The sequence below is a fragment of the Aeromicrobium sp. Root236 genome (assembly GCF_001428805.1).
Lineage (GTDB): Bacteria > Actinomycetota > Actinomycetes > Propionibacteriales > Nocardioidaceae > Aeromicrobium.
The window spans coordinates 167,041-181,428 of record NZ_LMIS01000001.1 but is presented as its reverse complement, the minus strand read 5'-3'; the positions used below and the strand labels follow the sequence as shown (position 1 = coordinate 181,428).

Below are 14,388 nucleotides of genomic sequence, written 5' to 3'. Positions count from 1 at the left end.
GTCCAGCCATGACGAAGGGCCCGTCACCTCGCGGTGACGGGCCCTTCGTGGGATCAGGTGCTGCTCAGAAGCTCTCGTCGTCGCCCAGCAGGGACCGGAGCCGGCGGGGACCCGCCTCTGCCGGAGCCTGGACGGGCTGCGAGCTGTTGGAGCTCTCGTTGGCCGCAAGCTGGTCGAGCTGGCTCTGGAAGTAGTTCTTGAGCCGGGCCCGGTACTCACGCTCGTAGGCCCGCAGGTGCTCGACCTCTCGCTGGATCTCGTAGCGATCCCGCTCGATCGTCGCGACGGCCTGCTGGCGGCGCTCGTTGGTCTCGTCGTCGAGTTTCTGCGCGCGGATGCGGGCATCGGTCTCGAGTCGGTCAGCCTTGCCACGTGCCTCGTTGACCAGACGCTCAGCCTTGGCGCGAGCCTCACCGACGATGCGGTCAGCCTCTTCCTTGGCAGCCTCCATGAGCTGGTCGGCGTTGGACGACGCGATCTCCAGCAGACGGGCGGCAGCGGACGACGCGTCACCCATCGACGGGGCGCTGCGAGTCGGCTCCGGCGTCGGCGCGGGCGCCTGCTGGACCGGCTCGGGCGGCGGCGGCGGCGCGTACTGCTGGACGGGCTCTTGGACGGCCGGTGTCGGCGCAGGCTGCGGAGCCGGGGTCGCCGGCTGCACTGCGGGGATGAGACCGGTCGGTTCGCCGGTTGATGCGGCGGCTACCTTGGCGCGAAGTTCTTCGTTCTCGACCGTGAGTCGCTCGAGCTCGGCCTCGACCTCGTCGAGAAACTGATCCACTTCGCCCATGTCATAGCCCTCGCGAAGACGGACAGGCGTAAAACGCTTGTTACGCACGTCCTCTGGCGTCAATGGCATGAGTACACCTCGGGGTTGGGGTTAGTCCTGGGGACTCTGAGCCTCCACCGTACTCTGCCGACGTTCACTTCCTCCACAGGAGTCCCAAACTCAGCGGGTCGCGAACGGGACTCTTGGGAACCTCTCAGCGAGTCAGCCGAGGAAGACCGCTGCGACGATCTTCTGAAGGATGTAGATGCCGACGATCAGCACCATCGGCGACAGGTCGAGCATCACGGCACCGAGCCGCAACGGCGGGATCAGGCGTCGCACAGCGCGCAGCGGGGGGTCCGTGATCGAGTAGAGACCCTCGCAGAAGACCAGCACCAGGCCCCGCGGCCGCCAGTGCCGAGCCAGCATCTGCACCCAGTCCAGGACGAAACGCGCGATCAGCACGATGAAGGCGATCCACAGGAGAAGACTGAGGATCTCGCCAACAGGTCTCATACGTCAGCTCTGGTTGTAGAAGCCGCCGGCAGCGATGCGCTGCTTGTCCTCGTCCGTCACCGTGATGTTCTCGGGCGACAGGAGGAAGACCTTGGCGGTGACACGGTTGATCGAGCCGTGCACGGCGAACACCAGGCCGGCGGCGAAGTCGACGAGGCGCTTGGCATCGTCGTCGTCGATCTCGGAGAGGTTCATGATGACCGGCACGCCAGAGCGGTAGTGCTCGCCGACCGTGCGGGCGTCGTTGTACGTCCGCGGGGTCACGGTCTCGATGCGTGCGAGATCGGAGGCCTGCGACGCGCGGCGCTCCGGGCGACGCTCGGGACGGCGGTGGTCGTCGATGCTCGAGACCGGCGCCGGGCGCACGACAGCAGGCTGCCGGCTCACGGGTGCGGGGTCGTCGATGTCATCCTCGAACTCGTCGTCGAAGTCAGCTTGTTCCACGAGGCCGAGATACTCGCCGACCTTCCGCATTGCGCCAGCCATGAGAACTCCGTGTGTGCGATCGGAAATGACATCACTGAGATTACCCCGCAGGTGGACGCTCACCGAGCACCGAACGCCCGATGCGCAGGTGTGTCGCGCCGGCGGCGATCGCCGCCTCGAAGTCACCACTCATCCCCGCGGACACGATGGCGGCGTCCGGGTGGTCGTTGCGGAGCTCCTGCGACAGGCGCTGGAGGTGGTCGAAGTGGGGTGCCGGGTCCTCGCCGAGGGGCGCGACCGTCATGAGTCCCCCGAGGGTCAGGTGGTCGGAGGCGGCGATCGCGTCGGCCAGCTCAGGTATGCCCGACGGCACGACTCCCGACCGCCCCGGGTTGGTCGCGTCGAAGTCGACCTGCACGAGACACGGGAGCGTACGCCCGGCAGCCTCCGCGCCACGCGACAGCGCGTTGACGAGCTTGACCCGGTCGACGCTGTGCACCATGGCGGCGTAGCGCGCGACGGCTCCCGCCTTGTTGGTCTGCAACCCGCCGAGAAAGTGCCAACGCACGGCGGCCTCGACCTCGGCTGCCTTGTCGCCGGCCTCGGGGTGACGGTTCTCCCCCACGTCCTGCACGCCGAGCTCGGCCAGCAGCTCGACGTCGGAGGCCGGATAGGTCTTGGTGACGACGATCAGTGTGATCTCGTCACGGTCACGGCCGGCTGTTGCGCAGGCATCGACGATGCGCTGCTCGGTGCCGGCAAGACCGTCGCGCAGCTCATCGAATCTGCTCATGCCTTGATCATTGCAACCGCTCCGAACCGGCCGGAGTCCTGCCCCTGCCGACGGTAGGAGTACCACCGCTCGTCCTCGATCGTGCACTCCTGTGCTCCGAGGTCGGTGACCGCGACGTCGAGCGCCTCCAGCTGTGCGACGACGCCGGCGCCGACATCCACTGCCGGGGTGCCCCAGGAGGTCGTCGAACGCGCCTCGGGCACGACGGCGGCGACCGCGTCGGCCATCTCCTCCGGGAGCTCGTAGCAGCGCCCACACGCCCGGGGCCCGACCCACGCCTCGATCGCCGTGGCGCCCCGGGCTCGCAGCGCCCCGACCGCCGCCTCGACGACACCCTTGACGAGCCCCTCGCGCCCGCTGTGCACGACACCGGCCAGCGACTCGTGAGGAGCGGCCAGGACGATCGGTGTGCAGTCGGCGACCCGGACGAGCACACCCACGCCCGGGGCACCGGTCAGCAGGGCGTCGGCGACAGGCACCTCGCTGTCGCCGACGTCATCGACCCACACCGCGTCGGCACCGTGGACCTGGGTCATCCGGGCGAGCCGGTCGACGCCGAGCTCGACCCTCAGCCGTTCGAGGTTGTCGGCCACCCGCTCGGGATCATCGCCGTTGGACGTCCCGAGGTTGAGCGCGGCCCACGGGCCGTCACTCGAACCGCCGAGGCGGTCGGTGAAGGCGAACGCGACCGGCCCGAGCTCTCCGGCGTACCAGAGCAACTCAGCGGAGGAAGTCGGGCACGTCGAGGTCGTCGCCGTAGTCGGTGGGTACGGGGTCCGGCGGGACCGTGACATTGCCGGCACCGTCCTCGGGAGCCTTGGGCCCGTCGAGGTAGGGGTCGGGGTCGAGGAAGCTCTGCGCGGTCGGCGGCGTCGCGACGGTGCTGGCCGGCTCAGGCTTGGTCTCCTTGAGCAGCGCCGGCTTGGTGGCGTCGCGCAGCATCGGCTCGCCACCGTCGAAGCCTGCAGCGATGACCGTCACGCGTACCTCGTCACCGAGGGCGTCGTCGATCACGGCGCCGAAGATGATGTTGGCATCGGGGTGCACCGCGTCGGCGACGAGACCGGCAGCCTCGTTGATCTCGAACAGACCGAGGTCGGAGCCGCCGGCGATCGACAGCAGCACGCCGCGAGCGCCCTCGATCGACGCCTCGAGCAACGGGCTCGAGACGGCGCTCTCGGCGGCGACCGCTGCACGGTGCTCGCCACGGGCCGACCCGATGCCCATGAGCGCCGAGCCGGCATCTGACATGACCGACTTGACGTCGGCGAAGTCGAGGTTGATCAGGCCGGGCGTCGTGATGAGGTCGGTGATGCCGGAGACGCCCTGGTGCAGGACCTGGTCGGCCTGGCGGAACGAGTCGAGCAGGCTGACGTTGGGGTCGCTGATCGACAGCAGGCGGTCGTTGGGGATCACGATGAGGGTGTCGACCTCGTCGCGCAGCGCCTGGATGCCGGCATCGGCCTGGCCCGAACGGTTGCGGCCCTCGAACTTGAACGGCCGCGTCACGACGCCGATCGTGAGTGCGCCGAGCGATCGGGCGATGCGTGCCACGACCGGGGCGCCGCCCGTGCCGGTGCCGCCACCCTCGCCGGCGGTCACGAAGACCATGTCGGCGCCCTTGATGGCCGCCTCGATCTCCTCGGCGTGGTCCTCGGCTGCGCGCTTGCCGATCTCGGGGTTGGCGCCAGCGCCGAGCCCGCGGGTCGAGTCGCGTCCGACGTCGAGCTTGACGTCCGCGTCGCTCATCAGCAGCGCCTGGGCGTCGGTGTTGATCGCGATGAACTCGACTCCCTTGAGTCCCACCTCGATCATGCGGTTGACGGCGTTGACGCCGCCTCCGCCGATGCCGACGACCTTGATCACGGCGAGATAGTTCTGTACCGCCATCGTGTGTCCTTCCGGAATGTGTGGAACTCTAACCCTGAGGTGGAGGTTTATAGTTATGTCAACCTCTGACTCATGTGAAACGGTACGCGCGCGCACCCGACATGCCGGGCCGACACGCCGGGCCTACTGGCGCGTCGTCGGTTGATCCGGCGCGCTGACGTCGTAGCGCTTCGCGTCGATGCGCAGCAGTGCCCGCAGGACGGTCAGCTTGTGGGTCGAGTCGGCCTTGCTCCCCCACAGCACCGTGCGCCCGTGCGTGAGGTTGAGCTCGATCGAGTCCTTGGTCGCGGCGCTGATCGCCTGCACCTGCTTGCGCAGCCCAGGGTCCTCGTCCTCGATGAGCTGCACCACGAACGCGACGGCCGCGAGGGTCTGCTGGCGGCGCCGCGGGTCGGTCTCGCTCACGTCCGCCTCGAGCAGCTTCTTCGGCGGCTTGTCGTACGAGCGGAAGTCGATCCCGTAGCGGTCGAGGCCGCGGATCGCCCCGCCCACCGTCAACCACGCCACGGGGGTCCGCTCGACCACCTCGATGCGAATCGTGTGGAGCCAGGAACGTGACACCGTCACGCTCTGGATGCGGTCCATCCGGGCGACGCGAGCCTCGATCGCCGACGTGTCGACGCGAGCGAGCGGCTGTCCGATGCGAACGTCGGCGACGCGGCGGATCTGCGCCTCGCTCAGGGTCGTCTCGCCGTCCACCGCAACCCGCCGCACCGCCACGACGCTCGAGAACATCACGAGCCACACGAGAGTCGCCGCGACGACGACCACCAGAACACCGACCGCGACCCGCCTGAGCCGACGACGGCGCTCGTACGCCGCCCGGGCCTCGAACCGCTCGTCCGTCGTGAGGGTCATCGGCCGAGTGCCGCCAGGACGGCCGGACCCACTGTCGTGATGTCACCCGCCCCCAGGGTCAGGAGCAAGTCACCGGGGCGCAGCTCGGGCAGCACGACCTCGGCGAGCCCGGCGACGGGTCCGCCGAGGGACGCCTCGGTGCCTCGGACCGCGTCGACGATGACTGCCGAGGTGACGGCCGGATCAGGGTCCTCGCGGGCGAGATAGATGTCGGCGACGAACACCCGGTCGGCAGCCGACAGCGCCTCGCCCATCTCGGCACCATAGAGCCGGGTACGGCTCACGAGGTGCGGTTGGTAGGCGACGACGAGCCGGTCGCCACCAGCGATCGATCGAGCCGCCGCAAGGTCGGCGCGGATCTCGGTCGGGTGGTGCGCGTACGAGTCGTAGACCCGGACGCCGCCTGCGGTGCCGAGGAGCTGCATGCGGCGGTTGGCTCCGGTGTAGGCCGTCAGCCCCGCCGCGAGCAGGTCGACGTGCTCGCCGAGCAGCAGCCCTGCACCGAGCGCGAGCAGGGCGTCCTGGGCGTAGTGCGCACCCGGCACCGATAGGCGCACGGGCCCGAGGTCGACGCCGTGGAGCGAGGCCGCGAACGTCGAGGACGCGCCTTCGACGACGAGGTCGCGGCCGCGCAGGTCGGCGTCTTCGGCGAACCCGGCGAGCAGCACCTCGAGCCCACGGCCCCGCGCCGGCTCGACCAGCGCCCGCGCGCCCGGGTCGTCGGCATTGAGCACGACGAACCCGCCCACGGAGTCGATGAACTCGCCGAACGCCGCGGCGTAGGCCTCGACGGTGCCGTAGTTGTCGAGGTGGTCGGCGTCGACGTTGGTGACGATGGCACCCTCGGGCGCGTAGTGCAGGAAGGCGCCGTCGCTCTCGTCGGCCTCCGCCACGAACAGGTCACTGCGGCCGAGCCGGGCGTTGGCGCCGAGACTCGCGACCTCGGCACCGATCGCGAACGACGGCTCGGCGCCGGCGGCGATCAGGGCGCACGTCAGCATGCCGGTCGTGGTCGTCTTGCCGTGCGTGCCGGCGACCGCCACCGTACGACGGCCCTCCATGAGCGAACGCATGCCGGCCGACCTCGGCCACAGCCGGAGTCCGCGACGCTGCGCCTCGACGATCTCCGGGTTGTCCTCACGTACGGCGGTCGACGCGATGACCGTGTCGACCCCTTCGAGGTGTGCTGCGTCGTGACCGACGAAGCACGTGATGCCCTCCTCACGCAGGGCGGAGACGATCGCCGAGTCGTTGGCGTCGCTGCCGCTGACCCGGATGCCCTGCTGCACCATGAGGCGCGCGATGGCGGACAGGCCCGCTCCGCCGATCCCGACGAAGTGGACCGCGCCAAGGTCCCGCGCTCCGGGGATGGTCTCGGGTACGGGGATCTTCACTGTCCCGCTACTTCCTGCACGAGGGCGGCGAGCTTCTGGTCGGCGTCGCGCGGCACGATGCCCGAAGCAGCGGCCGACATCGCCGCGAGCCGGCCGGGGTGCGAGACCAGCGGGATGACGACGTTGTCGATCCAGGCCGCGGTCAGTGCCCCGTCGTCGATGAGCAGGGCTCCCCCGGCCTGGACGACCGGATGCGCGTTGTGCGCCTGCTCGCCGTTGCCGATCGGCAACGGCACGAAGGCAGCGGGCAGCCCCACGGCGGCGACCTCGGTCACGGTGTTGGCCCCGGCGCGGCAGACGATGAGGTCCGCCGCGGCGTAGGCGAGGTCGATGCGGTCGATGTAGGGCAGCACGACGTACGGCGGGTCGTCTGGGCGCCTGTCTATGCGAACTTCATCTGGACGGCCAGCGCTGTGGAGCACCTGGACTCCGGCATCGGCCAGGTCGCGCGCGGCGGCGGCGATCGTCTGGTTGATGCGCCGGGCACCCTGCGAACCTCCGGTGACCAGGAGCGTCGGCCGATCCGGGTCGAGGCCGAAGTGGGCCCGCGCCTCAGCACGTACGGCCGCGCGGTCGAGACGCGAGATCTCGCGCCGGATCGGCAGGCCGATGTAGTGCGCGTGGGGCAGGTCGGTGTCGGGGAAGCTCGTGGCGACGTGCTCGGTGAACCGTGCGCCCAGCTTGTTGGCGATGCCGGGGATCGCGTTGCCCTCGTGCACGACCAGAGGGATGTGCCGCCGGCGGGCGATGAGGTAGGCCGGGACCGACACATAGCCGCCGAACCCGACGATGACGTCGGGGCGTACGCGGTCGATGACCTCTCCGGTCGCCTTGACGGCGGCGCGCAGCTTGCCCGGCACCTGGACCATCGCCTTGCCGGGCCTGCGCGGCAACGGCACCGGCGGGACGAGCTCCAACGGATAGCCGGCCTCAGGGATCAAGGTGACCTCGAGGCCTCGCGGCGTGCCGAGGCAGGTGATGTCGACGCCGGCCTCGCTCAGGACCGCAGCGGTGGCCAGGAGCGGCGACGTGTGACCGGCGGTCCCTCCGCCGGCGAGCAACGCACGCACTGGTTCAGCTCCTCCGTGAGACGCGGCCCCGTGCACGATTGGCACGGCCTGCGGCGAGGGCTCGCCGGGCTCCGGGTTCGGTCTTGGCACAGTTAAGCAGAACGCCCATGGCGACCAACGTCACCAGGAGGCTCGAGCCACCGTAGGAGATCAACGGCAGCGGGATCCCGATCACCGGGAGCAGGCCCAGCACCATGCCGATGTTGATGACGGCCTGGGCCATGATCCAGATCGTGATGCCCGCGGCGGTGTAGCGGACGAACGGGTCGGGCGTACGGCTGGCGATGCGGATGCCGGCGAAGGCCAGGACGATCAGCAGGATCAGGACGACGAACGTGCCGAGCAGCCCGAGCTCCTCGCCGATGACCGCGAGGATGAAGTCGGTGTGCGCCTCAGGCAGCGAGCCCCACTTCTGCCGGCTGCCGCCGAGCCCGACGCCCCAGAACCCGCCTCGGGCCAGCGCCATCATGCCGTGGATGGCCTGGAACCCGGCGCTGTCGGGGTCGGACTGGGGATCGGTGAAGTTGAAGAGTCGAGCCACGCGGTGCGGCGCCGTGGCCACGAAGAACACGAGGATCACGACGATGCCCGCGATGACGGCGCTCATCTGCTTGGCCGGCAGCCCGGCGACCCACAGCATGCCGCCGATCAGCGCGAACAGCACCAGCGCGGTGCCGAGGTCGTGCTGCCCGACCACGAGGGCGGCGACGGCGCCGGCGATCGGCACCATGGGGGTCAGGACGTAGCGCGGTGTGGCGAGGTACTTCTGCCGGCGCGCGTAGAGGTCGGCGATCCACAGGACGAGCGCCAGCTTGGCGAACTCCGACGGCTGGAGCTGGAACCCGCCCGGGAGCGCGAGCCAGTTGCGGTTGCCGTTGACGTCGACGCCGATGACGAACGTGGCCGCGATGAGCGCGACCGTGGCGAGCAGGAACGGCAGGACCAGCTTGCGCAGGAACGTGAGCGGGACCCGGGCCGCGATGACGGCGCCGACCACTCCGAGCACCGCGAAGATCAGCTGGCGCTCGACGATCGCGAACGAGTTGCCGTAGTTGCGCAGCGCGTAGACCGAGCTCGCGCTCAGCACCATGATCAGGCCGAGCCCGAGCAGCAGCGCGGTCGAGCCGAGGACGAGCTGGTAGGACGCGAGCGGGCGCTCGAGCGTACGACGGGCGGCCTCGACGATCGCCGGCGAACGGCGCTCAGCGGTCGCGGTCATCGGCCACAGCTCCGCGTCATGTCGCTCGTCCTCTGCCTCGGGGAAGGAAGGTCAGGGCCTGTCACGCAACCGGTGCACCGCCGCGGCGAAGCTGTCGCCTCGTGCGGAGTAGTTGCGGAACTGGTCCATGGAGGCGGCGCCAGGGGCCAGCAGCACGGTGTCGCCCTCTCGGGCGAGCGATGCCGCGACCTCGACGACGCGATCCATGGGATCAGTCTCCCCGGTGTCGACCTCGACGACGGGCACATCAGGCGCGTGTCGCGCGAGCGCCTCGGCGACCAGTGCACGGTCGCGACCGACCAGGATCGCCGCTCGGAGCCGGTCACGGGTCGCGATGACGAGCTCGTCGAAGCTCGCCCCCTTGGCCAGTCCCCCGGCCACCCAGACCACGTGCTCGAAGCTCTGCAACGAGGCCTGGGCCGCGTGCGTGTTGGTGGCCTTGGAGTCGTCGACCCAGCGGACCCCGTCGATGCGGGCGACCTCGGCGATGCGGTGGGCGTCGGGCTTGAACGAGCGGAGACCGTCGCGTACGGCACGGGGGGCCACACCGTGAGCCCTCGCGAGCGCTGCCGCAGCCAGCGCGTTCGCCACGTTGTGGGGTGCCGGCACCTCGCCGTCGGCCGGCGCCAGGTCGTGGATGCTGCCGAGCTCGGCGGCGCTCGAGAGCCGACCGGCGAAGAAGGCGCGGTCGGCGATGGCGTCGTCGACGAGCCCGATCATGCCCGGCGCGGGGATGCCGAGGGTGAAGCCGATCGCCCGGCACCCCTCGACGACGTCGGCCTCCTCGACCAGCCTCTCGGTCTCCGCGTCCTGCACGTTGTAGACGCAGGCGAGCTGCGTACGGTCGTAGATGCGCCCCTTGTCGGCGGCGTACGCGTCGAGGCCGCCGTGCCAGTCGAGGTGGTCGGGCGCGAGGTTGAGCACGACGCTGGCCTCGGCGGAGAGTGACGAGCTCCAGTGGAGCTGATAGCTGGACAGCTCGACGGCGAGCACGTCGAACGGCTCGGGGTTCATGACGGCCTCGAGGACAGGGGTGCCGACGTTGCCGACCGCGAGCGCGTTGAGCCCTTCGGCCCGCAGGATCGACTCGAGCATCTGGACCGTAGTGGTCTTGCCGTTGGTGCCGGTCACCGCCAGCCATGGCGCCGCGCCCTCGCCGCGCAGGCGCCACGCGAGCTCGACCTCACCCCATACGGGGATGCCGCGTCGCGCCGCCTCGACCAGGATCGCGGTCGTCGGGTTCCAGCCCGGCGAGGTGACGACCAGGTCGATATCACCCTCGGGGAGGCTCGATGTGGATCCGGGCCCGAGGCGTACGTCGACGCCCAGGATCTCCAGCAGCGTCGCCTTCTCGCGCAGCGCGTCGTCGTCGCCGTCATCGAGGGCCACGACACTCGCGCCGAGGTGCTGGAGCGTGTCGGCCGCGGCGAACCCGCTCACGCCGAGACCACCGACTACCGCTCGTACGCCCTCCCACGACGACTCCCGGCCCAGGGTGTCGACGGTCGTCATGCTCCGGTGACCCACTCGGCGTAGAAGATGCCCAGCCCAGCCGCGACGCACAGGCCGCTGATGATCCAGAAGCGGACCACGATCGTGATCTCGGCCCACCCCAGCAGCTCGAAGTGGTGCTGCAGGGGCGCCATGCGGAAGATGCGTCTGCCACCGCTGAGCTTGAAGAACCCGACCTGCAGGATCACCGAGGCCGTGATGGCGACGAACAGGCCGCCGATGACGACCAGCAGGAGCTCCGTGCGGGTCATGAGGGCGAAGCCGGCCATCGCGCCACCGAGGGACAGCGAACCGGTGTCGCCCATGAAGATCTTGGCCGGCGACGCGTTCCACCACAGGAAGCCGAAACACGCACCGGTGAGGGCCGAGGCGACGACGGCCAGGTCGAGCGGGTCGCGCACCTCGTAGCACTTCGGACCGGCGTTGAGGGCCGAGCAGCTCTGGTTGAACTGCCAGATGTTGATGATGACGAAGGCGCCGAACACCATGACCGACGCGCCCGTGGCCAGGCCGTCGAGGCCGTCGGTGAGGTTCACGCCGTTGCTCGTGCCGGCGATCATCAACAGGACCCAGATCACCAGCAGGATCGTGGGGAGCTCGGGGCCGTTGAAGTCACGGGTGAACGAGATCGCGTGGGTGATCGGCGTCTCGCCGGTGTCGTCCTCCCAGCCGATCGCAGCCCAGGCGAAGACCAGGCCGATGACGACCTGGCCGATGAACTTGGCCTTGCTGCGGAGCCCGAGGTTGCGTTGCTTGAAGACCTTGATGAAGTCGTCGAGGAAGCCGATCGCGCCGAGGCCCGTGAACAGGAACAGCAGCAGCAGTGCGGAGGCGCTGGGCTCGGTCTGTGTCGCAAGCTTGGCGACGAAGTAGGCGATCAGCACCGAGGCGATGATGACGAGTCCGCCCATGGTCGGCGTGCCGCGCTTGGTGTGGTGCGACGTGGGACCGTCGTCGCGGATCAGCTGGCCGTAACCCTTCTTGACCAGGACCGAGATCGCGAAGCGGGTGCCGATGAGGGTCCCGAGGAGGGACAGTGCTCCTGCGATCAGGATGGCCTTCATCGGGTGGCTGGTCCTTTCCCCGGGCGGTTGGGCATGCTCGGTCGAGTATGCCGTCAGCCCTGCAGCAGGGCGTCCGCGACCCGCTCGAGCCGGCCGCCCCTCGATGCTTTCACAAGAACCACCTCGTGCCCTGACAGGCTCGCGGACAGTGTGCGAACGGCCACATCGACGTCGTCCACGGCGACGGCGATGTCACCGGCACCTTCGGCGATCCCGCGGGCACCCTCGCCCACGACGACCACGCGCGAATAGCCGAGCTCGGCGGCGAGCCGGCCGACCTCGACGTGCGCCTCGTGACTCCCGTCGCCGAGCTCGAGCATCTCGCCGAGCACGGCGACAGCCCGGTCCCCGCCGACTGCGGCGATGGCCCGCAGCGCGGCGGCCATCGACTCCGGGTTGGCGTTGTAGGCGTCGTTGACCACGACGACGCCGTCGGCGCGTACGTGGCGCTCCATCCGCATCGCCGACCGCGGGCTGACCCGCGCGAGTCGGTCGACGGCGGTCGCGAGGTCGACACCGAGCACGAGCGCCGTCGCCACGGCGGCCGCGGCGTTCCACGCGTGGTACTCGCCGATCAGCGGGACGTACGCCTGCGCGCTCCGGCCGTCGTTGGTCAGAGTGAAGCGAGGGCTGCCCTGCTCGTCGGTCACGAGGTCGCTGACGCGTACGTCACCGGTCTGCCCGAACGTCACGACGGCTGCCTCGGTGCGTGCCGCCATGGCCGACACGAGCGCGTCGTCGGCGTTGAGCACGACGACGCCGTCGGGCTGCACCGCTTCGGCGAGCTCCCCCTTGGTCTGCGCGATCACCTCGGCGGAGCCGAACTCGCCGATGTGCGCGTGCCCGACGTTGAGCACGACGCCCACGTCCGGCGGGGCGATCTGGCACAGGTCGGCGATGTTGCCGAGTGCCCGGGCACCCATCTCGACGACCAGGAAACGGGTCAGCTCGTCGGCACGGAGCACCGTCAGCGGAACGCCGAGCTCGTTGTTGAAGTTGCCGGCCGTCGCGACGGTCGACCCGTCGGGCTCGAGCAGCTGGGCGATGAGGTCCTTGGCGCTGGTCTTGCCGCTCGACCCGGTGATCGCCACCACGGTGACGTCCTCGAGCTCGTCGAGCACGTGGCGGGCGAGCCTGGCGAGTGCCGCGACGACGTCGTCGACGATCACGGCTGGGGCGTCGACCTCGCGCGAGGCCAGCACCGCTGCTGCGCCGGCGCCGACGGCCTGCGCCGCGAACTCGTGGCCGTCGGTGTGCTCGCCGGCGATCGCGACGAAGAGTCCGCCGGCCTCAGCGGCTCTGGAGTCGAGGGTGGCCGGCGCGTCGACGACGACGTCGGGGTTGCCGTGCACCCGTCCCCCGGCGATCTCGGCGATCTGGCGCAGGGTCAGCGGGATCACGTCTGCTCCCCGATCAGCTCCAGCAGGACCTCGCGGTCGTCGAACGGGTGGACGACGCCCTTGATCTCCTGGCCGCGCTCGTGGCCCTTGCCAGCCACGACGACGGTGTCGCCGAGGTGCGCCATCTGGACCGCGTGCGCGATGGCCTCACGGCGGCCGGCGACCTCGACAGCGAGCCCCGGCCCGGCAGCGGCGCCCTCCATGACCGCAGCCCGGATGGATGCGGCGCTCTCCGTGCGCGGGTTGTCATCGGTGACGACGACCACGTCGGCGTAGCGTGCCGCGGCCTCCCCCATCAGCGGGCGCTTGCCGTGGTCGCGGTCGCCGCCGGCGCCGAGCACCATGATCAGCCGGCCCGCCGTGACCGGCCGAAGGGCGGTCAGGACGGCGGTGACCGCATCGGGCTTGTGGGCGTAGTCGACGATCGCGGTGAACGGCTGCCCGGCGTCGACGCGCTCCATGCGGCCGGGGACTCCGGTGCTCGCGGCGATGCCCTCGGCGAGCTCCTTGGGGTCGTAACCCGCCTGCGCGAGTGCGGCGATGACGGACAGGGCGTTGGAGACGTTGAAGACGCCCGGCAGTGGCACCGTCAGGTCGATCGCCAGCTCGTCGGGCCCCAGCACCTCCAGGTCGGTGCCGAGGCGGTGGGGCCGGATGTTGACCGCTCGCCAGTCGGCCGGGTTGCCGTCGGTCGAGAACGTCGTCACGGGCAGCGGCGTCAGCTCACGCAGCCTGCGGCCGTGGGGGTCGTCGATGTTGATGACCGCGTGGCGGGCGTGGTCCGGGGTGAACAGGGCGGCCTTGGCGAGGAAGTAGTCCTCGAGGTCCTTGTGGAAGTCGAGGTGGTCACGACCGAGGTTGAGGAACACCCCGACGTCGAACGTGAAGCCGTCGACCCGGCCCTGCACCAGGGCATGGCTCGAGACCTCCATGGCGCACAGCTCGACGGCCTCCTCGCGCATCACGGCGAAGAGTGCCTGCAGCTGAGGCGCCTCCGGAGTCGTCAGCGTCGACGCCGCCGGGACCCGGCCGATCCGGGTGCCGATCGTGCCGACGACGGCAGAGACGCGGTCGCCCAGCGCCGCCTCGGCGAGGTAGGTCGTCGTGGTCTTGCCCTGCGTGCCGGTGATGCCGACCGTCGTGAAGGCAGCGCTCGGGTTCTCGTAGAAGGTGCTGCTGAGCCTGGCCAGGACCTTGCGTGGATCGTCGACGACGATCATCGGCAGGTCCGTCACGATGGCAGCGCCCTCGGGATCGGTGAGCACGGCGGTGGCGCCACGGTCGCGGGCGATGCCGGCGTACGCCGCACCGTGGGAGTTGGCTCCCTGCAGCGCCGCGTAGAGGTCGCCGGGTTCGAGGTGCTTGGTGTTGAGCGAGATGCCGCTGACGATCGCCTCCGCGGTGGCCACGGCGTCGAGCTCGGCCGCCAGCTCGGTGAGTGTCCATCGCGGCGTCTCCCGCGGCCGTACGCGCATCT

14 protein-coding genes are annotated in these 14,388 nt (G+C 70.2%); all 14 read right to left on the bottom strand.

Annotation, left to right across the window (positions count from 1 at the left end):
* Positions 1 to 64 precede the first annotated feature (64 nt).
* On the bottom strand, positions 65 to 859 hold the full coding sequence (locus ASE12_RS00980) for a DivIVA domain-containing protein (protein ID WP_056395754.1): 795 nt from the start codon (positions 857 to 859) through the stop codon (positions 65 to 67).
* A 132-nt stretch (positions 860 to 991) separates the two neighbouring features.
* On the bottom strand, positions 992 to 1,285 hold the full coding sequence (locus tag ASE12_RS00975; RefSeq protein WP_056395752.1) for a YggT family protein: 294 nt from the start codon (positions 1,283 to 1,285) through the stop codon (positions 992 to 994).
* A 3-nt stretch (positions 1,286 to 1,288) separates the two neighbouring features.
* Positions 1,289 to 1,771 (bottom strand): cell division protein SepF, encoded by a 483-nt coding sequence (locus ASE12_RS00970; protein WP_056213340.1) that lies wholly within the window; start codon positions 1,769 to 1,771, stop codon positions 1,289 to 1,291.
* Positions 1,772 to 1,811: 40 nt separating this feature from the next.
* Positions 1,812 to 2,504: a YggS family pyridoxal phosphate-dependent enzyme gene (locus tag ASE12_RS00965; protein ID WP_056395750.1), complete on the bottom strand. Its 693-nt coding sequence runs from the start codon at positions 2,502 to 2,504 to the stop codon at positions 1,812 to 1,814.
* Complete coding sequence (locus ASE12_RS00960) at positions 2,501 to 3,223, bottom strand: polyphenol oxidase family protein (protein WP_056395748.1); 723 nt, start codon at positions 3,221 to 3,223, stop codon at positions 2,501 to 2,503. The genes ASE12_RS00965 and ASE12_RS00960 overlap by 4 nt, the downstream gene beginning before the upstream one ends.
* 1 nt (position 3,224) lies before the next feature.
* Positions 3,225 to 4,394 (bottom strand): cell division protein FtsZ, encoded by a 1,170-nt coding sequence (gene ftsZ, locus ASE12_RS00955; protein WP_056395746.1) that lies wholly within the window; start codon positions 4,392 to 4,394, stop codon positions 3,225 to 3,227.
* A gap of 123 nt (positions 4,395 to 4,517) precedes the next feature.
* Positions 4,518 to 5,252, bottom strand: a complete 735-nt coding sequence (locus ASE12_RS00950; RefSeq protein WP_056395743.1) for a cell division protein FtsQ/DivIB — start codon at positions 5,250 to 5,252, stop codon at positions 4,518 to 4,520.
* On the bottom strand, positions 5,249 to 6,646 hold the full coding sequence (gene murC / locus ASE12_RS00945) for a UDP-N-acetylmuramate--L-alanine ligase (protein WP_056395739.1): 1,398 nt from the start codon (positions 6,644 to 6,646) through the stop codon (positions 5,249 to 5,251). The genes ASE12_RS00950 and murC overlap by 4 nt, the downstream gene beginning before the upstream one ends.
* Positions 6,643 to 7,716 (bottom strand): undecaprenyldiphospho-muramoylpentapeptide beta-N-acetylglucosaminyltransferase, encoded by a 1,074-nt coding sequence (murG, locus tag ASE12_RS00940; protein ID WP_056395736.1) that lies wholly within the window; start codon positions 7,714 to 7,716, stop codon positions 6,643 to 6,645. Before murG ends, murC begins: the two co-directional genes overlap by 4 nt.
* A 4-nt stretch (positions 7,717 to 7,720) precedes the next feature.
* On the bottom strand, positions 7,721 to 8,935 hold the full coding sequence (ftsW, locus tag ASE12_RS00935) for a putative lipid II flippase FtsW (protein ID WP_056395734.1): 1,215 nt from the start codon (positions 8,933 to 8,935) through the stop codon (positions 7,721 to 7,723).
* Between the two features lie 51 nt (positions 8,936 to 8,986).
* Positions 8,987 to 10,447, bottom strand: a complete 1,461-nt coding sequence (gene murD, locus ASE12_RS00930) for a UDP-N-acetylmuramoyl-L-alanine--D-glutamate ligase (protein ID WP_056395731.1) — start codon at positions 10,445 to 10,447, stop codon at positions 8,987 to 8,989.
* Positions 10,444 to 11,511, bottom strand: coding sequence for a phospho-N-acetylmuramoyl-pentapeptide-transferase (mraY, locus tag ASE12_RS00925; protein ID WP_056395728.1), 1,068 nt, complete (start codon positions 11,509 to 11,511; stop codon positions 10,444 to 10,446). The genes murD and mraY overlap by 4 nt, the downstream gene beginning before the upstream one ends.
* A 53-nt stretch (positions 11,512 to 11,564) precedes the next feature.
* On the bottom strand, positions 11,565 to 12,911 hold the full coding sequence (gene murF, locus ASE12_RS00920; RefSeq protein WP_056395725.1) for a UDP-N-acetylmuramoyl-tripeptide--D-alanyl-D-alanine ligase: 1,347 nt from the start codon (positions 12,909 to 12,911) through the stop codon (positions 11,565 to 11,567).
* Complete coding sequence (locus tag ASE12_RS00915; protein WP_369797238.1) at positions 12,908 to 14,386, bottom strand: UDP-N-acetylmuramoyl-L-alanyl-D-glutamate--2,6-diaminopimelate ligase; 1,479 nt, start codon at positions 14,384 to 14,386, stop codon at positions 12,908 to 12,910. Before ASE12_RS00915 ends, murF begins: the two co-directional genes overlap by 4 nt.
* Positions 14,387 to 14,388 lie beyond the last annotated feature (2 nt).